This is a genomic window from Hymenobacter sp. ISL-91 (assembly GCF_018613725.1).
In the GTDB taxonomy this organism is placed as follows: Bacteria; Bacteroidota; Bacteroidia; order Cytophagales; family Hymenobacteraceae; genus Hymenobacter.
Genome location: NZ_JAGGPS010000038.1, coordinates 79,261 through 99,903, shown reverse-complemented (window position 1 = coordinate 99,903; position 20,643 = coordinate 79,261). Strand labels below are relative to the sequence as shown.

At 60.9% G+C, this 20,643-nt stretch carries 15 protein-coding genes and 2 pseudogenes; 11 read left to right on the top strand and 6 right to left on the bottom strand.

The genetic code is table 11. The features are described 5' to 3' along the window. Window positions 1-17: 17 nt before the first annotated feature. The 7 genes from lepA to J7E24_RS14975 all read left to right on the top strand — a co-directional run bounded on the left by lepA (window position 18) and on the right by J7E24_RS14975 (window position 7,074). Window positions 18-1,805: a translation elongation factor 4 gene (lepA, locus tag J7E24_RS15005; RefSeq protein ID WP_215138938.1), complete on the top strand. Its 1,788-nt coding sequence runs from the start codon at window positions 18-20 to the stop codon at window positions 1,803-1,805. Window positions 1,806-1,905: 100 nt separating this feature from the next. Beyond that, complete coding sequence (locus J7E24_RS15000) at window positions 1,906-2,124, top strand: hypothetical protein (protein WP_215138937.1); 219 nt, start codon at window positions 1,906-1,908, stop codon at window positions 2,122-2,124. A gap of 18 nt (window positions 2,125-2,142) precedes the next feature. Continuing rightward, entirely contained in the window at window positions 2,143-3,045 is a 903-nt protein-coding gene (locus J7E24_RS14995; RefSeq protein ID WP_215138936.1) for a bifunctional 5,10-methylenetetrahydrofolate dehydrogenase/5,10-methenyltetrahydrofolate cyclohydrolase, read from the top strand. 229 nt (window positions 3,046-3,274) lie between these two features. Then, window positions 3,275-3,856, top strand: a complete 582-nt coding sequence (locus tag J7E24_RS14990) for a 7-carboxy-7-deazaguanine synthase QueE (protein ID WP_251047218.1) — start codon at window positions 3,275-3,277, stop codon at window positions 3,854-3,856. A gap of 26 nt (window positions 3,857-3,882) precedes the next feature. Continuing rightward, window positions 3,883-5,832, top strand: a complete 1,950-nt coding sequence (locus J7E24_RS14985; RefSeq protein WP_215138934.1) for an OmpA family protein — start codon at window positions 3,883-3,885, stop codon at window positions 5,830-5,832. Between the two features lie 339 nt (window positions 5,833-6,171). Beyond that, window positions 6,172-6,540: a hypothetical protein gene (locus J7E24_RS14980; protein ID WP_215138933.1), complete on the top strand. Its 369-nt coding sequence runs from the start codon at window positions 6,172-6,174 to the stop codon at window positions 6,538-6,540. 168 nt (window positions 6,541-6,708) lie between these two features. Further along, the gene (locus J7E24_RS14975; RefSeq protein ID WP_215138932.1) at window positions 6,709-7,074 is read left to right on the top strand and encodes a hypothetical protein; all 366 of its coding nucleotides are present in this window, start codon (window positions 6,709-6,711) and stop codon (window positions 7,072-7,074) included. Between the two features lie 137 nt (window positions 7,075-7,211). On the opposite strand, the gene J7E24_RS14970 is transcribed toward J7E24_RS14975, so the two are convergent. Further along, complete coding sequence (locus J7E24_RS14970; protein WP_215138931.1) at window positions 7,212-8,507, bottom strand: citrate synthase; 1,296 nt, start codon at window positions 8,505-8,507, stop codon at window positions 7,212-7,214. Between the two features lie 246 nt (window positions 8,508-8,753). Here J7E24_RS14970 and J7E24_RS14965 point away from each other — a divergent pair, with 246 nt between their 5' ends. Then, window positions 8,754-9,653: an aldo/keto reductase gene (locus tag J7E24_RS14965; RefSeq protein WP_215138930.1), complete on the top strand. Its 900-nt coding sequence runs from the start codon at window positions 8,754-8,756 to the stop codon at window positions 9,651-9,653. A gap of 11 nt (window positions 9,654-9,664) precedes the next feature. Here J7E24_RS14965 and mnmE read toward each other — a convergent pair whose 3' ends face one another. Together mnmE and J7E24_RS14950 are read right to left on the bottom strand one after the other, a co-directional pair. Continuing rightward, window positions 9,665-11,056: a tRNA uridine-5-carboxymethylaminomethyl(34) synthesis GTPase MnmE gene (gene mnmE, locus J7E24_RS14960; protein WP_215138929.1), complete on the bottom strand. Its 1,392-nt coding sequence runs from the start codon at window positions 11,054-11,056 to the stop codon at window positions 9,665-9,667. A gap of 389 nt (window positions 11,057-11,445) precedes the next feature. Beyond that, a pseudogene (locus J7E24_RS14950) lies at window positions 11,446-14,513 on the bottom strand (Tn3 family transposase). Between the two features lie 192 nt (window positions 14,514-14,705). On the opposite strand from J7E24_RS14950, the pseudogene J7E24_RS14945 reads away from it, so the two are divergent. Continuing rightward, window positions 14,706-15,296 (top strand): annotated as a pseudogene (locus J7E24_RS14945) (recombinase family protein); the annotation flags it as partial. Window positions 15,297-15,435: 139 nt separating this feature from the next. Here the strand turns inward: J7E24_RS14945 and J7E24_RS14940 are convergent. From J7E24_RS14940 to J7E24_RS14930, 3 genes are all read right to left on the bottom strand, one after another. After that, window positions 15,436-16,095 (bottom strand): metal-dependent transcriptional regulator, encoded by a 660-nt coding sequence (locus tag J7E24_RS14940; RefSeq protein WP_215138926.1) that lies wholly within the window; start codon window positions 16,093-16,095, stop codon window positions 15,436-15,438. Window positions 16,096-16,210: 115 nt separating this feature from the next. After that, window positions 16,211-17,230 carry a 3-oxoacyl-ACP synthase III family protein gene (locus tag J7E24_RS14935; RefSeq protein ID WP_215138925.1) on the bottom strand — a complete coding sequence of 340 codons (1,020 nt, stop codon included), beginning with the start codon at window positions 17,228-17,230 and terminating at the stop codon, window positions 16,211-16,213. Window positions 17,231-17,326: 96 nt separating this feature from the next. After that, on the bottom strand, window positions 17,327-18,544 hold the full coding sequence (locus J7E24_RS14930; RefSeq protein ID WP_215138924.1) for a hypothetical protein: 1,218 nt from the start codon (window positions 18,542-18,544) through the stop codon (window positions 17,327-17,329). 173 nt (window positions 18,545-18,717) lie between these two features. On the opposite strand from J7E24_RS14930, the gene J7E24_RS14925 reads away from it, so the two are divergent. Continuing rightward, window positions 18,718-19,536, top strand: coding sequence for a 2,3,4,5-tetrahydropyridine-2,6-dicarboxylate N-succinyltransferase (locus J7E24_RS14925; RefSeq protein WP_215138923.1), 819 nt, complete (start codon window positions 18,718-18,720; stop codon window positions 19,534-19,536). 256 nt (window positions 19,537-19,792) lie between these two features. Then, on the top strand, window positions 19,793-20,593 hold the full coding sequence (locus J7E24_RS14920; protein WP_215138922.1) for a hypothetical protein: 801 nt from the start codon (window positions 19,793-19,795) through the stop codon (window positions 20,591-20,593). The last annotated feature ends 50 nt before the right edge of the window (window positions 20,594-20,643 follow it).

The window sequence follows — 20,643 nt, the reverse complement described above, 5'->3', positions numbered from 1 at the left end:
AGAAAAAACCGCTTTCTGTGAAGAACATCCGCAATTTCTGCATCATTGCCCACATCGACCACGGCAAAAGCACGCTCGCCGACCGCCTGCTCGAATTCACGAGTACCGTGGCCAAGCGCGACATGCAGGCCCAGCTGCTCGATAACATGGACCTGGAGCGGGAGCGGGGCATCACCATCAAGAGCCACGCTATCCAGATGCAGTTTCCCTACAAAGGGGAAACCTACACGCTCAACCTGATTGACACCCCCGGCCACGTCGATTTCAGCTACGAAGTGAGCCGCAGCATTGCCGCCTGCGAAGGCGCTTTGCTGATTGTGGACGCCTCGCAGGGCATCGAGGCCCAGACGATTTCCAACCTCTACCTCGCCATCGGGGCCGACCTGGAAATCATTCCCGTCCTTAATAAAATCGACCTGCCCCACGCTATGCCCGAGGAGGTGAGCGACGAAATCGTGGACCTCATCGGCTGCGAGTACGAAGACATCCTGCACGCGTCCGGCAAAACCGGCCTCGGCATCGAGGGCATTCTCAACGCCATCATCGAGCGGGTGCCGGCCCCCAAGGGCGACCCCGAGGCCCCGTTGCAGGCCCTGATTTTTGATTCGGTCTTCAACTCTTACCGCGGCATCGAGGTGCTGTTCCGCATCAAGAACGGCACCATGAAAAAGGGCGACAAGCTCCGTTTTATGGCCACCGGTAAGGAGTACGGCGCCGACGAAATCGGTATTCTGGGCCTCAACCAGGAGCCCCGCCAGGAAATGCGGGCTGGCAACGTGGGCTACCTCATCTCCGGCATCAAGGAAGCCCGCGAAGTGAAAGTGGGCGACACCATCACCCACGTGGCCAACCCCACCAAGGAGCCCATCAAAGGTTTCGCTGATGTGAAGCCCATGGTTTTCGCCGGCATCTACCCCGTCGATACCACCGAGTACGAGGAGCTGCGCTCGTGCATGGAGAAGCTGCAACTCAACGACGCCTCCCTGGTGTGGGAGCCCGAAACGTCGGTGGCCCTGGGCTTCGGCTTCCGCTGCGGTTTCCTGGGGATGCTGCACATGGAAATCGTGCAGGAGCGGCTGGAGCGCGAGTTTGGCATGACGGTGATTACCACCGTGCCCAGCGTGCAGTTCCACGCCACCGGCACCAAAGACCAGCTGCTGACCATCAACGCGCCGAGCGAAATGCCCGAGCCGAACCTGATCAAGTACATTGAGGAACCCTACATCAAGGCCCAGATTATTACGGCTGCCGATTATGTGGGGCCCATCATCACGCTGTGCATGGACAAGCGCGGCATCATCAAAGGGCAGTCGTACCTGACCTCCGAGCGGGTGGAGATGACCTTTGAGTTGCCGCTGTCGGAAATCGTGTTCGACTTCTTCGATAAGCTCAAAACCATCAGCCGCGGCTATGCCTCGCTCGACTACGAGCTGATTGGTTTCCGCGAGTCGGACATGGTGAAGCTTGATATCATGCTCAACGGTGAGAAGGTCGATGCGCTATCGGCCATTGTGCACCGGAGCAAGAGCTACGAGTGGGGCCGCCGGCTGTGCGAAAAGCTGCGCGAGCTGCTACCCCGCCAGCAGTTCGAAATTGCCATCCAGGCCAGCATCGGCCAGAAAATTATATCCCGCGAAACCGTAAAAGCGTTGCGCAAAAACGTAATTGCCAAGTGCTACGGCGGCGACATCAGCCGCAAGCGCAAGCTGCTCGAAAAGCAGAAGGAAGGCAAAAAGCGGATGCGTCAGGTTGGTTCTGTTGAGATACCACAAGAGGCTTTCCTGGCCGTTTTGAAGCTGGACTGATAAGTGAAACGCGCCTGCCACAGGCGCGTTTTTTTTACGCGCACAATCATTTTCACCTGATGCACTTCTTAACCGGGCGTGTGTTGCTTTCCCTCATACCATGTCTGATCATCATTTAGTGAAGAACTGTCGCAGCTACGAGCAGCTGGAGAAAATCCGCTGGGGCCAAGAGCGCAAATTCCGTTGGCGCGACGATTGGCCCGTGATGGAAAAGGCCCTGATGGAAGCCGGAGCCGAAGCCATTGCCACCTACGAAGCCTCGGTTGCCAACGAATCGTCGTCGGCTGCCCCTGCTGCTGATCAGCCTGCTGCCTCCTAACCAACCCCTGCCTGCTGCATGACCACCGCCCCCGACGCCACAACCTACCGCCTCATCGACGGCAAGCAAACCGCCGAGGATATCAAAGTTGAAATTGCGGCCGAAGTAGCCGAACGTAAAGCCGCCGGCCACAAAACGCCGCATCTGGCCGCCATTCTGGTGGGCCACGACGGCGGCTCGGAAACCTACGTGCGCAACAAGGTGCTGGCCTGCGAGCGGGTTGGTTTCGAGAGCACGCTGCTTCGCTACGAAGACTCCATCACGGAGGCCGAGCTGCTGGCCAAGGTGGCCGAGCTGAACGACGACCCCCAAATCGACGGCTTCATTGTGCAGTTGCCGCTGCCTGCCCACATCGACACCAACAAGGTGATTGAGGCTGTGCGCCCCGAAAAGGATGTGGACGGTTTCCACCCCATGAACATCGGGCGCATGGTGGCCGGGCTGCCGGCACTGCTGCCGGCCACGCCCTCTGGCATTGTGGAGCTGTTGCGCCGGTATGAGCTGCCCACCGACGGCAAGCACTGCGTGGTTATCGGCCGCTCCAATATTGTGGGTACGCCGGTTAGCATTCTGCTGGCCAAGAACCTGGAGCCCGGTAACTGTACCGTTACGTTATGCCACTCGCGCACCCAGAACCTGCCCGAAATAACCCGTACGGCCGACATTCTGGTAGCGGCCCTGGGGCGCCCCGGTTTCGTAACGGCCGATATGGTGAAGCCCGGCGCAGTGGTGATTGATGTGGGCACAACCCGCGTGGCGGACGCCAGCAAGAAAGCCGGCTGGGCGCTGAAGGGCGACGTAAACTTCGGGCAGGTAGCCCCGCTGGCCTCCTATATCACACCCGTACCCGGGGGCGTTGGCCCGATGACCATTGCCATGCTGCTGCTGAACACGCTGCGGGCCGCCAAAGGAGAAGTGTAGTAGTTGAGGATTGGGCATCTAAGACTCTAAAATCCAATTAGTCGTGCCCGGGCTTTCAGAATCAGGCCCGTTGTAGTACTTTTAAAGTCGGTCTGCCGGGAAAAGCACCAGTTACTGCCGTAGTTGGATTTCCCGGCGGCCCGACTTGTTTTTTTTCAGAAGGTTACCCGTTTTGCTACATCACCTACCGCTTACTCCAGCTATACCGGCCGCCACCTCGCTGCCCGTAATGGAGCAGTTTTATACCATTCAGGGCGAAGGCTACAACACGGGCCGGGCCGCCTACTTCATCCGCCTCGGCGGCTGCGACGTGGGCTGCGTGTGGTGCGATGTGAAGGAATCGTGGCCCCTGGATGCCCACCCGCGCCATGCGCTTGCCGACTTGGTTTCGGCCGTAACGGCGCACCCCGGTCGCAACGTGGTGGTAACCGGGGGCGAGCCGCTTATGCACGAGCTGGGGCCGCTTACGGCCGCGCTGCAGCAGGCCGGCTGCCAAACCTGGATCGAAACCAGCGGGGCCTATCCGCTCAGCGGAAACTGGAACTGGATTTGCATATCGCCCAAAAAATTCAAGGCGCCGCTGCCTTCGGTGCTGGCCGCAGCGCACGAGCTGAAAATTGTAGTGTTCAATAAAAGCGACTTTGCCTGGGCCGAAGAACATGCCGCGCAGGTAGGGCCCGAGTGCCGGCTTTACCTGCAGCCCGAGTGGAGCAAGGCCGCCGCCATGACGCCGCTTATTGTGGAGTACGTGAAAGCTAACCCACGCTGGCAGGTGTCCTTGCAGACTCATAAGTATCTCGATATTCCTTAGCGTCCTCACCTTTTAGCCTGTTCTGTATGCGTCGTTCGCTTTTCGCGCCGTTGGTATTGCTGCTAACTGCTGGTAGCCTTTCGTCGCAGCCGGCAGCTGCTCAGGCGCAGCTCAGCTCGTCCAACACAAAGGCCCGTAGTCTGTGGGATAAAGCCCAGGCGCAGGCCAAAAGCCGCGACTTCACCAAGGCCCTCGAAACACTCGACCAGCTGACCCAGAAATTTCCGTCGCTGGGGCAGCCCTACCTGCTGCGGGGTTCTTTGCTCAAGGCCATGGGCGAAAACCAGGCGGCTTTTGACGCCTACCGGACCGGCCTGCCCAAGCTGCCCGTTGATGCGGCCCGGAGCAACGACTACTTCATGCTGGGCGAACTGGCCATGAGCTTCGGCGACTATACCACGGCGGCCGATGCGTACCCGAAGTTTCTCAAAACGGCTCCTAAAGGCCAGCGTAACATTCCGCAGGCCAAGCGCCAGCTGCTCAACTGCACGTTTGCGGCCGAGGCCATAGCCGCTCCCACCGGTCCCGAGCCTACCCGCCTGCCCGAACCGCTTAATACATATCGTTTTCAGTACTTCCCGGTGCTCACCGCCGACAGCCGCTTTCTGCTCTTCACCGGCCGTCCTACGGCGGCCAGCGACGAAAACCTGTATGTGAGCCGCCAGAACCCCGACGGCACCATGGGCGAGCCGGCCTCTATCTCCCCGGCCATCAACACCTCGTTCAACGAGGGGGCCGGGGCTATTTCCGGCGACGGCAAAACGCTGGTGTTTGCTTCCTGCGACCGGGCCAACTCGGTAGGCAACTGCGACCTGTACATTTCGCGGCGCACCGGCAATGCCTGGAGCAAGCCCGAAAACCTGGGGCGCAACGTCAACTCGCCCGAGTGGGACTCGCAGCCCACACTTTCGGCCGATGGCCGCACGCTGTATTTTACCAGCACCCGGCGCGGCGGGCAGGGCCAGGAGGATGTGTATACCACAACGCTCGACGAGCAGGGCAACTGGACGCCTGCCCGCAACCTGGGTACCCCCGTGAACACGCCCGGCAAAGACATGGCCCCGTTCATCCATGCCAGCGGCACCACGCTCTACTATGTAACCGATGGGCTGGTGGGCATGGGCGGGCTCGATATTTACCGCTGCGAGCTGACTCCTGACGGTAAATGGAGCGTGCCCCGCAACTTGGGCTACCCGCTCAATACGTTTGAGAATGAAGCGTCGCTGTTTATCAGTTCCGACAACCGCCGGGGCTTCTGCTCGCGCTGGCGCACGGCCGAGCCGGGCGTGAAGCGCCAGCGCGACCAGCCAGTTGAGCTGTATTCGTTTGAGACGCCTGCCAGCATCCGGGCCCTTGAAACCAGCACCTATGCCCAGGGCCGGGTATATGATGCCGTCACCAAAAAGCCCATTGCCGCCGACGTGCAGCTCTACGACCTCAATACCAACGAGCTGGTACAGTATGTGAACTCCGATGCCGAAACCGGCGAATATACCGTGGTGCTCAACGAGGGCCGTCAGTACGCCATGTACGCCGCCGCCGACAAGTACCTGCTGCGTAGCCTGAGCTTCGACTACAGCAGCCGCCGCAGCTTCGACCCGCTTACCCTCGACCTGTACCTCGATCCGGTGGGTGCGGGGCGCAGCGTAGTGCTCAATAATCTGTTTTTTGATCTAAGCCAGTACGAGCTTAAGCCCAAGTCGCGCACCGAGCTCAAACGGCTGGTGAGCTTCATGAAGCAGTATCCTACTATCCAGGTGGAAGTATCGGGCCACACCGATGATGTGGGCTCCGATGATGATAACCTGGTGCTGTCGCAAAACCGGGCTAAGTCGGTGTACCGCTACCTGTTAAGCCAGGGCGTAGAGGCCAGCCGTTTGCGCTACAAGGGCTATGGCGAGGCCCGGCCGTTGGCTCCCAACGACTCCGAAGAAAACCGCCAGCAGAACCGCCGTATCGAACTGCGTATTCTGTAGCCGCCCCGGGCAACTAGCTGCAGTCAGCCGATTTTTCCCCCGACTCCAATCAAAAAAAGGACAATTACGCGAGTAATTGCACTTTTTTTGATTGGAGTTTTTCTTTTTTGTAGCATAATCAGAAGTCTGATAATGAGACTTTTGGCTTATTGTTATAAAAGTTATTGATTAGAATAGTGATAAAAAAACATTTTATAGTTAAATTATTTGGTGTACATTTGATTATTCCCACAAAGCAAACGGCACATGTGGAAGCAGGGGCAACACCTTCATAATAGGAGTCGCGCCTCTGCCAACAGCCCTAAACATTCATCTTCTAACCCTTTCTCCCTTTTTACCATGAAGAAAGTTGCACTTTTCGTCTGCCTGCTTATTGCCACTCCAGGTGTAATCCTAGCAGCTTCGCGCGCCGACAACCCCACCAGCATTACGGCCCGCGCTACGGCCCTCACCCGCGCCATTTCCGACCGTATCCGGCTCGATGAAGGCCAGTACCTGCGGCTCAAGCAACTCAACATCCGGATGCTGAGCGAGCAGGAGGAGTTGAAGTCCCGCTTCGCTGCCGAGCAGCCCATGCTCGACCAGCGCCTGGCCGATGCCCAGCTTTACTACGAAATGGCTCTGCTAGACATGCTACGGCCTGCCCAACGCTCTTTGTTCGACCAGCACCGCGCCAGCATGACGGCTATGGGTACGCTGTCGAAATAGAAAGCTGGAGCTGCCACGGCTCGACTCACTGTGGTTGGGCCGTGGATTAAGCTGACAACAGATTAAAACAAATATTGCTTATGTCATATTTGTTTAGTACCTTGATAAGACAATTTTGGACAGTGAAGTTGGATGGGTGCTGATTTTTCCACCAAACCTTCTACAACTATGAAAAACGCGCTTACTCTACTGGGCCTGGTATTACTGCTGGCCTCCGGAACTCCGACTGCAGCTCAGGCCGATGGCGGAGGCCCAACGATGGGCGAGCGGGCTACGGCCATGACCTGGCGTATTGCCGAGCGTACGCAGCTCAGCGAAGGCCAGTACGTCAAGCTCCGTCGCCTCAACGTAGGTCTGCTCTCCGAGATGGCCGCGCTCCGCAACCAGCTTAAGGCAGATCCCGCAAACCTCGATAAGGCGCTATCCGACCTGCTGCAGCGTTACGAGTGGGATGTAGCAGCCCTACTGCAACCCAAGCAGCTCGCCGTGTATGATGGCCTTAAATCCGAATTCACGGCTGTTAATATTCGCTGATTAACAGTTTATTATCAGGTGCTACCTTAGGTAACGCTCGAATTGATTGATAACAAAAAAGCCCGCATATGCGGGCTTTTTTGTTGCAGTAACTCCAAGTAGTACAAACCGGCTGGGCCGGCCTGCAAAGCTGTCGTCTAGGCGTTACGCTGGTCGATGGCTACGTAGTCGCGCTCGGTTTCGCCCACGTAAATCTGGCGGGGGCGGCCGATGGGCTCCTTGTTGGTGCGCATCTCTTTCCACTGGGCAATCCAGCCGGGCAGGCGGCCCAGGGCGAACATCACCGTGAACATCTCGGTCGGAATGCCAATGGCCTTATAAATGATACCCGAGTAGAAGTCTACGTTCGGGTAAAGCTTGCGCTGCACGAAATACTCATCAGTAAGGGCAGCCTGCTCCAGCTCCTTGGCAATCTTGAGCAGGGGGCTGTCTTCGAGGCCCAGGGCCTTGAGCACATCATCGGCGGCCTTCTTGATAATAGTGGCGCGGGGGTCGAAGTTCTTGTACACCCGGTGGCCGAAGCCCATCAGGCGGAACGAGTCGTCCTTGTCCTTGGCCTTATCAATCCACTTCTGGGTGTCGCCACCGTCGCGCTCAATGGATTCGAGCATCTCCACTACTTCCTGGTTGGCGCCACCGTGCAGCGGGCCCCACAGGGCGTTGATGCCAGCCGAAACCGAGCCGTAGAGCGAGGCGTTGGCCGAGCCCACGAGCCGCACCGTCGAGGTCGAGCAGTTCTGCTCGTGGTCGGCGTGCAGGATGAGCAGCTTGTTGAGCGCCTTCACCACTACGGGGTTGATTTCATACTTCTCCGTAGGGAAGCTGAACATCATGTAGAGGAAGTTGGAGCAGTAGTCGAGGTCGTTGCGCGGGTAGTTGAGCGGGTGACCCATGTTGTTCTTGTAGGTCCAGGCCGCGATGGTCGAAATCTTGGCCATCAACCGAATCACGTTCAGGTCGGTTTCCTCCTTGCTCAGGTCGGGCGAAACGCTTTCGGGGTAGAAGGCGGTCAGTGAGCAGATGAGGGAGCTCAGGATGGCCATCGGGTGGGCCGCCGATGGGAAGCCGTCGAAAATCTTGCGCACGTCTTCGTGCACCAGCGTGTGCTGCGTGATTTTCTCGCTGAACGTATCGAACTCGGCCTGGGTGGGCAGCTTGCCGTAAATCAGCAGGTAAGCAACTTCGATGAAAGTGGAGTTTTCGGCCAGCTGCTCAATTGGATAGCCGCGGTAGCGCAGGATGCCTTCTTCGCCGTCGAGGAAGGTAATGGCGCTTTTGCAGGCTCCGGTATTTTTGTAGCCGGGGTCGATGGTTACGTAGCCCGTCTGGTCGCGGAGCTTGCTGATGTCGAAGGCCTTCTCGTGCTCAGTGCCTTCAATTACGGGGAGTGTGTACGACTGCCCGTTGAGCGTCAGTTCAGCAGATTCTGCCATAAAGCGTAGGTTGAAAAGTGGGGGTACAGGGCGAATTTAAAGATAATAACCGGCAAGCGGGCAACCCGGCCGGCAGTTACTGGCTATAGTACAAGCCGGGGCGGGTGGTTGTTTGCCATTTCACCTGGCGCAAAGAAACGCCGCAAGGCCCACAAGTGCGCCATAAAGCCCGTTTTTTTACCACTCGGTGGGCCTTTTTTTCGCATCAGGGTGCCCAAACTGTACCATCTGCCTACTTCTTCCGCTATGCACTACGCCTACCTGGGAACTACTGATTTACACGTGAGCCGCGTGGGTTTCGGCGGCATGTCGTTGGGGGCTGATGCGGCGGCCGACCGCCGCCTGCTTGATGCGGCCCGGGACGGTGGCATTACGCTTTTCGATACGGCCGACCTGTACGAGCATGGCCGCAATGAGGAGCTGCTGGGGACCACCTTCCGGCACTGCCGCACCCAGGTGGTGCTGGCCACCAAGGTGGGCAACCAGTGGCGGCCCGATGGCCAGGGCTGGGACTGGAACCCCTCGGGCACCTACATCCGGCAGGCCGCCGAGGCCAGCCTGCGCCGCCTTCAAACCGACTACCTCGACCTATACCAATTGCATGGCGGTACTATTGATGACCCACTTGATGAGGTAGTTGAAGCTTTTGAGCGGCTGCAGGAACAGGGTAAAATCCGGCATTATGGCATTTCCTCCATCCGGCCCAATGTCATCCGGCGCAACGTACCCGCTACCGGCCTCAGCAGCGTTATGTTGCAGCTAAGCCTGCTCGATCAGCGCCCTTTGGAGGCCGTGCTGCCGCTGCTGGCTGCCCACGGGGTGGGCGTGCTGGCCCGCGGGGCGCTGGCCCAGGGCCTGCTGGCCGGTAAGCCCGCCCGCGAGTACCTAGGCCAGCCGACCGAAACGGTGCAGGCGGCGGCAGCTGCCGTGGCCTCGGTGGCAAAGCGCCTGCAGCGCCTGCCCGCCGAGGTGGCCGGCCGCTTCGTGCTCGATACGCCGGGCGTAACGGCGGCCGTACTCGGCATCCGGACCGCCGCGCAATTAGCCGAGGTCCTGCAGCTGGCCCGGAGTGCGCCGCTGCCGCCCGATGCCCGCCAAGAGTTGCTGCAGGCCGCGCCAGCCAATTTGTACCAGGAGCACCGCTAGGGCTACACCATCTACTTGCCGATGCAGAACTGGGTGAAGATGCTGGTAAGCAGGTCGTCGGAACTGATTTCGCCGGTTATCTGGCCCAGCGCGCCCAGGGCGTGGCGCAGGTCGGCGGCCAGCAGCTCGGTGCCGCCGCCGGTGCTCAGGCCCACCAGCACGGCGTCGAGGTGGCGGTCGGCCTGCTCCAGGCTGCGGGCGTGGCGCAGGTTGGTGACGATGGTGCTGGCTCCGGTCTGGTCGAGGCCATCGAGGCGGACGCGGGCCAGCAGAGCGGCGCGCAGTTCCTCGATACCGAGGCCCTGGCCGGCGGCCAGCAGCAGCGTATCGGGCCGGGTCCGGAAGGCGGCAATCTGAGCTTCGGAAGCCAGGTCGAGCTTGTTGCCCACGGCCAGCACGCCCACGCCGGCGGGCAGGTTCAGGGCTTCAATTTCCGCTTGAAGCTCAGTAATCGAAGTAGTAGAAAGATCAAATAGATACACGATTAATGCGGCCTGCTGTACCCGCTGACGGGTACGCTCCACGCCCAGCGCTTCCACCACATCGGTGGTGTCGCGCAGGCCGGCCGTATCCACGAAGCGGAAGCGGATGCCCTCGATGCTCACCTCGTCTTCAATCAGGTCGCGGGTGGTGCCGGCCACCTCCGACACGATGGCTCGGTCTTCGTTGAGCAGGGCGTTGAGCAGGGTGCTTTTACCGGCATTGGGCCGACCGGCAATAACGGTGGTGACACCGTTTTTGATGACGTTGCCCAGCTCGAAGGAGCGCAGCAGCCGACGCACCAGTGCCTGCACCTGCTGCAGCAGTACCACCAGTCCGGTACGGTCGGCAAACTCTACGTCTTCCTCCCCAAAGTCCAGCTCCAGCTCCAGCAGGGCCGCAAAATGCACCAACTGCCCGCGCAGCTCCCGCAGCTCGCGCGAGAAGCCGCCCCGCATCTGGCGCAGGGCCACCTGGTGGCTCAGGGCCGAGTCGGCGGCAATCAGGTCGGCTACGGCTTCGGCCTGGGCTAGGTCGAGGGCCCCGTGCAGGAAGGCGCGCTTGGTGAATTCGCCGGCTTCGGCTAGGCGGGCCCCGTGGCGCAGCAGCAGCGCCAGCACCTGCCGCACAATATAGTCGGAGCCGTGGGTACTGATTTCTACCACGTCTTCGCGGGTGTAGGAGTTGGGGCCGCGGTAGAGCGACACGACAACTTCATCCAGAATCTGCACACCGTCGCGCAGGGTGCCATAGTGCAGCGTGTGGCCGGGCTGCTCGGACAGGCGTTTGCCGTGGAAAACCGCGTCGGTGATGGCAATGGCGCGGGGGCCCGAGAGGCGCACCAGGGCAATGGCGCCAGCGCCGGGCGGCGTGGAGAGGGCAACAATGGTATCGGAGAGCGAAAGGGGCAGGTTGGCGGCCACGGCAGTTGGGTGTGATAGGACCGCAAAGGTACTGTGACCAGAAGTGTGAATTAAAAGAGGAAAGGGTTAGCCTCTATATATCTATTGCCCGGTTTCACTCCGCACCGCATTGACTATGACAACTCCCAGAGGCAGGTAAAAGAATAATTTCACCAGCCCCCCTCCAAATTCATCGTCTAATAATCCGTTAAGCCCAATCAGCAGAAATGCTAGCACTGAAGCCACTATTTTAGACCTTCCAGATGCTTTAGGCCGTGACAGATAAAAAATAGGATAGTACAGACCCAAGGCAAGCGGGACCATGAAGACTAATCCTGCGAAGGCTATCGGGGTAGTTTCCGACAGGAAAAGCGTCAGTAGCGGCCTTGGTTAAAAGTTTGGTCCAAAAGTTAATCGGACGGGCCCGAAACCTGTTCCCAGTTGAAGGCGAAGAGGGCTTCGATGTCAAAGCGGAGCGAGTCTTTGAGGGCATCATCCGAGAAGTCAAACTCGCCGTGCAGGTTGATGTGCTGCCAACTCACGGGCGAGCTGGCGGCAATGGCGTCGGCCACCGCCTGGCGCTCGGCCGTCGGGGCCTGGAATAAATACTGATTGAGGTAGAGACAGTTCCAGCACACAATCGTGTTTTGTACGAGCTGTTTGCAGGCGTCAGCCACCTGCTGCTCTTCCTTGCCGGCGTAGGGAATCTGCCCGTTTTGGCCGTAGAACACGGCCCGGGCGAAGGTATGCGTGCTTTCGAGCTTGTCCAGCTGGTCGTCGATGCGCTTGCGCAGGCTTTGGTCGTCCATATAACGGAGCAGAACTCGGTGCGCACCACCCGGCCCAGCTCGCGCAGGGCCAGGTAGACGGGGTGCTGCTGCGAGTAGGAATTGAGTCGGCGCAGCACGGTGGAGGCCGTCACGTGCTTTTGCTTGAGGCTCACCACCAGCCGCAGCAGCGTATCCCACTGCGCCTCGATAAGGCCCTGGTCGATGTACTTAACCGGCGCCAGGCCGTAGGCCGTCAGGTCGGGCACGTCCATGCCGGCGAAGGCGTAGAACTGCTGGTCCTGAAAGGACTGGATGCGGGGGGCGAATTCGATGCCCAAAAAGGCAGTGAGCGCGAAGTTGACTTCCGTGAAGCCGTGGGTGTCGGTGCTGTGGATGGTGGACTCGACCACGTCGTTGTGTAGCAGGCCATCCACCAAATAGGCGGCCTCGCGCTCGGACGAGCTGAACGTGGTCGAGTAAAAGAGCCGGTGGCGGTCGTCGAGGAAGCCGTAGGAGACGATGCCCTTTTCCTGACCAAAATACTTGTACGAATGCGTGGCGTGAATCGAATCAACGGCCACGTAGTACTTCTGGCCATCGGAGGAGGTGTGCACCGCCTCGGGGTGGCGTTTGAAGAGGCGGCTAACGGGCAGTTTGCCGGTCAGGGCCACCACGGCGTCGTTGGCCCGGCGCAGGTTGTCGAGCGAGAAGTACCAATTGACCGCGTTCTCCAGGGTGGCCAGCGCCACGTGCTTGGTGGCATGGGCCATGCGCGTCAGCCCCAGGTTGCAGCCGTACGCCATGAGGCCCGCGAAGAATACCCGCTCCGCGGGCCGGGGCGGCCGATTACGTGGACTCCAGTGGGTGAGGAAGCTGGTGAAGTGGCACTGCTGGTTAACGGTGTGCAGCACCTCGTGCAAGGAAATCAGGCCCGGCCCGGGAAACAGTGGCCGCGCTATTGGGGCGTCCTCGTCCAGGGGCCGGGCCGGCGTCAGGAAGCGGGGCCGCCCGTTGGCGCGCGCCCGCACGCCGGGGTTGGTGCCGGCGTCCAGTCGCTCACAGGTGCGGGCGAAGGCGGTGGCCAGTTTGGCTTGCAACCCGGCCAGCCAAGGACCCGGCTGGCGCAGGTGCACGAGGTCCGTCTGCGCCAGTAACGCGTCCCGCTGCTGCTGCCAGGTGGCGGCCTCCAGCAGGTAGGAGTCGAAGGGGCGGTGGCGCAGCGAGTTGGCCAGGTTCAGCTTGCCGGCTTTCAGGTGGTCGGCCACGTGGCCCGCCAGCAGGGCCTTGTACAGGGAAACAGGGCTTTCGGCTTGCGCCAGGGCGGCCCGTTCCGCGGCTTTCAAAAAGGTAGTCGGGGGCTGCGCGCTCACCTGGCCGTCCCGCGCTCGGTACTGGGCAAGGGCTTGGGCCAGCGGGCTGTCGGCCGCGCCTTCATAGGCCACGGTGCGCAGAATCTCGCCCAGCCGGCGCTGGAGGGCGCGCGAGCGCTCCTCCACGACCTGATAATACGGGCCGATGCGACTGCCCCCGCCTCCTTGGCGTAACTGCTGCGCCGTGTGGCCCAGTTGCGCAAAATCGGCCACGGCCGGGGTTTGCAGCCAGGCCAGCAAGGCCGTCACCTTCTCCTCGTTGGTGCGGGCAAACGAAAAGGCCACTTCTTCCAGCTGCGCCAGGGCCGCGCCGTGGCAGACCACGCCTTCCAGCACCTGGCGCAGCTGGCCGGCCGAGTCCTGCTGCTGGCGGTAGACGCGCTCCTGCGTTTCGCGCTGGGCGGCGTTGCGGTGAGTTTGCACGGCTTGCAGCAGCGTTTCGGTGAGCAGGTCGCCGACCTGGTAGTACTGGTAGACCACGAAACAGAGCACCATCAGGTATTTCTTGTCGGCTTGCTGCTGCACCTGAAAAACCTGCGTCCGCTCGACGTAGCGGGCGTAGAAGCGCACCACTTCCTCCGATAAGTCCAGGGCCTGCACCACGGGGTACACCTGGGTGAACAGCGTCTGGAGCACGGCGTAGTCCTGCACGTTGGCGCGGATAGCCATCGGGCGCATCAGCTCCAGGCTGCGCTTGAGTGTGGTCAGCCGGTAGGGCCGGTGCGAATGGGCCGGGGCTTCTTCGGGCGTGGTGAACAAGGCATCTAATTGCTGGCGCACGGCCGGCGTCAGGTGGTGTGCGAGCTGCGTGATGAGCTGTTGTTCCACCGTGCGGAAAGCCTCGGTGACGAGGCCGGCCAGCGCGGCGTAGGTCGGCACTTCCCAGCGATGGGTGCGGATGTAATCGGCGGTGGAGTGAAACACGGCCACCGGGTTCATCTGCTGGCGGGCAAAATGCGTCACTTGCTGCCGCACGGCCGCTTCGACCTGCTCAAAGGGCGGCACCCCGAACTGCTGCAGAATCTGCTCCCGGTGGTAGAAACGGGTGACCTTGTCGTAGCGCGCCCACTCGACCGCTCCCAAGTGGTAACGCTGCTGCACGTACGCCTGGTCGGCCGCCAGGAACCGGTCCACGGGAAAGAAGCGCCCGGTGGCCTTGAAGTAGCCGACCTGCAACACGAAGCCGCCCCGGCTGTGCGGCGCCAGCAGCGTTTCCATAAACCGGGTAGCCCAGTCGGGCAACGCGAAGAAGAGTTGCCGTTGCGGCGGATTGAAAACCGGGGGCTGGTCGAAGGCGCGACGCTGAGTGGCGTCAAGTAAGGGAAGGTGACGGGCCATTTGAAGGGAAGTAAATCCTAAAAGTAGCCCGTTAGCTTGTACAGTGAAACGAACGTATTTATGTACAAGTCGTCAGGCAGCGCCCGCTGGGGTAAGGGAAAGCCAAAACCAGGCTATTTGGTACAGAAAACTTGTTCAGCAATCAAAGTACAAATAAGGGTACCTTCGCCACGGATAAACTGTACTTTGCCCATGAAAATCGGCTACGCCCGCGTCTCGACCCGCGACCAGAACCTGGAACTGCAACTCGATGCCCTGACCAAAGCCGGCTGCGAAACCATCTACCAGGAAAAGGTGTCCGGGGCCAGCACCAGCCGCCCGGAGCTGGAGCGGCTGCTGACGCAGCTGCGCACCGGCGACACGGTCTACATCTACAAGCTCGACCGATTGGGGCGCTCGCTCAAGCACCTGCTGCAGGTGGTCGGCGACTTCCAGCAGCTGGGCGTGGGCCTGGTGTCCCTCACCGATGCCATCAACACCACGTCCGCGCAGGGACGGCTCGTCTTTAACCTGTTCGCTTCGCTCGCGGAGTTTGAGCGGGAGCTGATTCGCGAGCGCACCCACGCCGGGCTGGCCGCGGCCCGTGCCCGGGGCCGGGTGGGCGGCCGCCAGCGGGGTCTCTCGGAGCAGGCTGAACGCACGGCCATCATCGCCGAGACGCTCTACCGCGAGCAGCAACTCGGCGTCAACGAGATCGCCCAGCGCCTGCACATCTCCAAGGTCACCCTCTACAAGTACTTACGCCACCGCAAAGTGGTCATTCACGCCCACCGAAAGGCAGCCGCTGGCACGGCCACCGATTAACTTTTGTACCAAACTTTTAACCAAGGCCAGTAGCATGGCCCGAGTTAGTTGATGATTGACATTATATACCCTGCTTTCATCAACGCAGAATTATCGGCACTAAAATGCCCTGCGGGCATCAATCCGTCAGCATTAGGTTGCGGCTTACCTCGGCCGAAATAAGCTGCTTTACTTCCTGGTTTATTTTGATTTCTAAGGAATTGTCGAACAAAATCTTGTCCAGCACTTCAATGTGGGTCCCGAGGCCCACGCCCACTTTGTCGAGGTACTGCAGGAAGGGGGCGGAGGTGTTGCGGACGGACACTACGCGGCCCTGGTCACCGGGGCGCAGGTCGGCCAGCAGGCGGTGCTCGGGGCGGTGTAGCACGCCGTCGGCTGTCGGGATGGGGTCGCCGTGGGGGTCGAGCTGCGGGAAGCCCAGGAACTCGTCGAGGCGGCGCACCAGTAACTCAGAGTCGATATGTTCCATCTGCTCGGCCACATCGTGTACCTCATCCCAGTGAAACCCGAAATGCTCGACCAGAAACACCTCCCAGAGCCGGTGCTTGCGGATGGTGGCCAGCGCCACCCGCTGCCCGGCCTCGGTAAGGGTTACGCCCCGGTAGCGGGTGTAATTAACGAGTCCTTTCTCGCCGAGGCGCCGTAGCATATCGGTCACCGAGGCGGGCCGGGTCAGCAGTTCCTCGGCTACGCTGTTGGTGCTCACCTCCGTGCCCGGCTGAAACTCCGAGAGTTTGTAAACGGCTTTCAGATAGTTTTCTTCAGTGAAGCTAGGCATTCTTTGGAATTATGAATTCTGGATTATGAATTTTGAATTAGCTCTTCAGTGAGTCGAAAAACGCATCCTGAACGGCCAATTCAAAATTCAAAACTTCTAATTCAGAATTAACGACCTACCACTTAATGAGCGCCGAAGCCCAGGTGAAGCCCGAGCCAAAGGCGGCCAGGCACACTAAGTCGCCGCGCTTGATGCGGCCTTCCTGCACGGCTTCGCTCAGGGCAATGGGCACCGAGGCGGCGGTGGTGTTGCCGTAGCGCTGGATGTTACTGAATATTTTGTTGTCCGGAAGACCCATTTTCTGCTGTACATACTGCGTAATGCGCAGGTTGGCCTGGTGCGGAATGAGCATGTCGATATCCTGGGGCTGGTAGCCGTTGGCATCGAGGGCTTCCTTGATAACCTGCGGGAAGCGCACCACGGCGTGCTTGAACACGTTCTGGCCGTTCATGATGGGGTAGAGGCCGACCTCGTTCTCCAGGTTCTGGAGGTAGGCGGTGCGGTTCTGGCGGTTCGAGCTGGGCTCCTTCACAATCAGCTCCTCGGCGTGCTCGCCCTGGGCGTGCAGGTGGGTGCTTAGTACGCCGTGGCCCTCGCGGGTGCAGGGGCGCATCACGACGGCCCCGGCCCCGTCGCCAAAAATAACCGACACGGCCCGTCCGCGGGTGCTGATATCAAGCCCCGACGAGTGGATTTCGGAGCCGACCACCAGCACGTTGTCGTACATGCCGGTTTTGATGAACTGGTCGGCCATGCTCAGCGCGTACACGAAGCCCGAGCACTGGTTGCGCACATCGAAGGCCGGTACGGGGGCCTTGATGCCCAATTCGCGCTGCAACAGCACGCCCGATCCGGGGAAGAAGTAGTCGGGCGAAAGCGTGGCAAACACAATCATCTGCACATCGTCGGGCTCCAGGCCGGCCATTTCGAGGGCGCGGCGGGCCGCTTTGGCCCCCATGTTGGCAGTGGTATCGGTGCCTTCCGTAAACCAGCGCCGCTCCTTGATGCCGGTGCGTTCCTGTATCCACTCGTCGGTGGTGTCCATCAGGGTGGTGAGGTCGGCATTCGTAACCACGCGCTCGGGCACATAGTGGCCGACGCCGGCAATTTCAGAGTTGCGGAGAGAGTTGTTCATCGGGGGAGGGATTTGCGGAGCAGTGCAGAATGTAGCAGACGCCGAAGGTAGAGAAAAACGGTGCCGGTTCCGTAAACGGGCTGCTAAGGTCGGTAGTTACCCGATAGAATCCAGCAGCCCCATTATTTTTTTGGCTTCCGGCTCCCAAAAGGCCAGTGGTGGCGGCCCCTGCGGGTAATATATGTCCGCCTGCAACCCGGCTGCCAGCTCGCTGGCCGGCGGGTAAGTGGCCTGCTGAAAGTCGAAGATCAGTCCGGCCCCGGCCGTTTCGGTCAGCGGCTGCCAGAGCGGGTTGGGTGGCAGCACCAGCGGCAGGGCCAGGGCCAGATACTCGAACAGCTTGGTGGGCACGCAGCGGGCCGTGCTGGGGTGGGGCCGGTAGGGCAGCAACCCCAGGTGGCTGCGGCGCAGCTCGGCCACCACCGCCGCGTGGGGCACCAGCGCCGCCCCACCCACCAGTGTAACGGCCCCATTGGTTGCCGCCACGGCCGCTTGCAGCCGCGCCAGCAGCGCCGGCTGCTGGCAGGCTCCCATAATAGTCAGGTGGGCCAGGGGCCACACGGTGCGCAGGTGGGCCGCAAACCGCAATGCTTCCCACACCCCGTTCAGCTCCGAAATGGTGCCCGAATACACCAGCCGCAGCAGCTCCGAAGTGCTGGGCAGCCGCCGCGGCCAGTCGGCCGGGAGGTTGTCATAGGGCTGGTACTTGTTTTCGATGATAAGAACTGGTTGTTGATTATTGGGTGCCAGTTGCTGGCTTTGGGCAGGGGGGGAGGCTACCAATGGTTTCGCCGCTTCCAACGCCCCGGCCGCGAAGGGCAGCTCGGCGGCGTAGCTGCGTTCGGCCAGCAGCACGGCAGCGGCGCGGGCGGCGGCCAGCGTTTCGAGGCGGCGCACGAGGCCGGCCAGCACATCACGCGCCCAGGGCGGGTACACGGCCTGCGTCCGGATGTTGAGGGCGTAGTTTTCGCGCACATCATATACAAAGCGGCGGCCCCGACCCAGCCACTGCCAGAGCACGGTGGCTGGCAGCAACTCGGGGGCGTGCACAACTACAATTGTTGGTTGCAGTTGCCGCAGCAGCTGCCAGTAGCGCCACTGCGCCTGCAGCCGCGCCAAACTCAGGCGGGAGCCGCGCAGCAGTTCGTGCACGTGCAGGTTGGGCGGTAAGTTGGGCGGCTGGGGCGCAGCGCGGCCCGCCACGTGCACCTGGGCACCGGGCCGGTGGGCCAGCGTGCGCCCGAACTTGCCCAGCATCCGCGTATCGTCGAGGGGTTTGAGTACGGAGGCCAGTAGAATGGTGAGGGCGGGCATTGGGTGCGTGGTTCGTTTCTGGTATTTCGTTGTTCGGGGGGGGCTACGAAAGCGGGGCGGCGGTGGCCGGAGCTTGGCGTGGCTACCAGCGCCCATCGTCTGCTACCTTTGGGCCGGCCGCCAAGTCGGCAACCCAACTGCGAATAACGAACAACGCCTAACGAAAAACGAAAATGACCAACCTGCAACCCCTGATTGAAGCCGCCTGGAATGACCGGAGCCTCCTGCAGCAGCCTGCCACACTGCAAGCCATTGAGTACGTTATCGAAGAGCTCGACAAAGGCCGCCTGCGCGTGGCCCAGCCTGATGCCGAGGGCGGCTGGCTGGTGAACGACTGGGTGAAAAAGGCCGTGATTCTTTATTTCCCCATTCGGCAGATGGAAACCATCGAAGTCGGCCCCTTCGAGTTTCGCGACAAAATGCGCCTCAAAACCGACTACCAGGGGCAGGGCGTGCGCGTGGTGCCGCCGGCCGTGGCCCGCTACGGCGCCTACCTGGCTTCGGGCGTTATCCTGATGCCCAGCTACGTAAACATCGGCGCCTGGGTAGGCGAGGGCACGATGGTAGACACCTGGGCAACGGTGGGCTCCTGCGCCCAGATCGGGGCCGGGGTGCACCTGAGCGGTGGCGTGGGCATTGGCGGCGTGCTGGAGCCGGTACAGGCTGCCCCGGTTATCATCGAGGACGGTGCCTTTGTGGGCTCGCGCAGTATTTTGGTAGAGGGCTGCTTTGTGGGCCGTGAGGCCGTTATCGGGGCCGGGGTGACCATCACGGGCAGCACCCGCATTATTGATGTGACGGGCACCGAGCCCAAGGAGTACCGGGGCCACGTACCGGCCCGCTCGGTGGTTATTCCGGGTTCGGTGGCCAAGCAGTTCGCGGCCGGTGAGTACCAGGTGCCGTGTGCCCTCATCATCGGCCAGCGCAAGCCCAGCACCGACCTCAAAACCAGCCTCAACGACGCCCTGCGCGAGCACAACGTGGCCATCTAGGATCACGGATTAGCGCGGATTTTAACGGATTTCACGGATTTTGTAGCCGGCTCCTTATTTGGCGCCTCCGCAGTACCCTGCGCAGTCCTGCGCTAGGTTTACGGCCGGCCTGCGGAGCACAGGCATAGTAGCCGGACAAGCTAGGAGTAGTATATTCGCTCCCGATGGCTACTGCTTGAGTAAGTATGGACCCGTCTGGTGCTGGTGAGGAACCAGCTACAAAATCCGTGAAATCCGTTAAAATCCGCGCTAATCCGTGATCAAGAATGTCGTATCGGCCGCGCAGGCCCGCGAGGAAGTGCGCGACTATGTAGCCCAGGAGCTGAGCCTCGAACCGGAAACCGTTCAGACTCGGGTGGTTTTCAACCGCGAGCTGCCCTGGGTAGATGGGCGTACCCGGCCCTGTTTTCTGGTGGAGTGGGCCGAGCCCAACGGCCGCGACGGCGTGGCCCTGGCCGGACCCTACACCCACAACTTTTTCGAGTTTACCCGTGCCGATGCCTATCAGCTGGGGGCTCAGAATGCCTGGCGCCAGCAGCTGCTTAACCTGTATGCCGGCTGCGAACTGGTCGTTCGTGCCCGCCTCACGCAAACGCTTACCGATGTGCCCGACCCCACGCGGCTGGCCATTATCAAGCAGAGTCTGCAGGAGCGCAGCAACTGGCGGGTAGCCGTGAACGTGTCGTTGCGCGAGTTCCTGCGCCTGGGCACCGACGAGTACTACATCTTCAACGGCAGCTGGGTCTGGAATCCGCACTACCACTACTCGGCCGTTAAAGGCTTCGTGCCCTTCGGCGACAAAACCCTGATGACGCTGCCCAAGCAGGAGTTTATTCCGGTTCGCTCGCACTCGCCCTTCGAGGCCCTGCCCGAAGTAGGCGAAGATGGAGCCTATCCCGGCGAGCTGGTGAGCTTCATCATCGTGCGCAACGACCAGATTATCGAAACCCGCGACCTGGACCTCTATACCCGTACCCTGATGAACCAGGTGGCCACCTTCTACGCGCTCGGCCGCGACCAGGGGCCATTCCAGATTGAAATGGCTGGGCAGGGGTAGTAGCAGAAGTGAGTACCTGGTAGAGGTGAGTACAGAGAAGTAAGAGGTGA

What these genes read in the sequence shown, in the direction of transcription:
- J7E24_RS15000 (WP_215138937.1), top strand. Translation starts at nt 1,906, where the DNA reads ATGTCTGATCATCATTTAGTGAAGAACTGTCGCAGCTACGAGCAGCTG.
- J7E24_RS14995 (WP_215138936.1), top strand. Translation starts at nt 2,143, where the DNA reads ATGACCACCGCCCCCGACGCCACAACCTACCGCCTCATCGACGGCAAG.
- J7E24_RS14990 (WP_251047218.1), top strand. Translation starts at nt 3,275, where the DNA reads ATGGAGCAGTTTTATACCATTCAGGGCGAAGGCTACAACACGGGCCGG.
- J7E24_RS14985 (WP_215138934.1), top strand. Translation starts at nt 3,883, where the DNA reads ATGCGTCGTTCGCTTTTCGCGCCGTTGGTATTGCTGCTAACTGCTGGT.
- J7E24_RS14980 (WP_215138933.1), top strand. Translation starts at nt 6,172, where the DNA reads ATGAAGAAAGTTGCACTTTTCGTCTGCCTGCTTATTGCCACTCCAGGT.
- J7E24_RS14975 (WP_215138932.1), top strand. Translation starts at nt 6,709, where the DNA reads ATGAAAAACGCGCTTACTCTACTGGGCCTGGTATTACTGCTGGCCTCC.
- J7E24_RS14970 (WP_215138931.1), bottom strand. Translation starts at nt 8,507, where the DNA reads ATGGCAGAATCTGCTGAACTGACGCTCAACGGGCAGTCGTACACACTC.
- J7E24_RS14965 (WP_215138930.1), top strand. Translation starts at nt 8,754, where the DNA reads ATGCACTACGCCTACCTGGGAACTACTGATTTACACGTGAGCCGCGTG.
- J7E24_RS14940 (WP_215138926.1), bottom strand. Translation starts at nt 16,095, where the DNA reads ATGCCTAGCTTCACTGAAGAAAACTATCTGAAAGCCGTTTACAAACTC.
- J7E24_RS14935 (WP_215138925.1), bottom strand. Translation starts at nt 17,230, where the DNA reads ATGAACAACTCTCTCCGCAACTCTGAAATTGCCGGCGTCGGCCACTAT.
- J7E24_RS14930 (WP_215138924.1), bottom strand. Translation starts at nt 18,544, where the DNA reads ATGCCCGCCCTCACCATTCTACTGGCCTCCGTACTCAAACCCCTCGAC.
- J7E24_RS14925 (WP_215138923.1), top strand. Translation starts at nt 18,718, where the DNA reads ATGACCAACCTGCAACCCCTGATTGAAGCCGCCTGGAATGACCGGAGC.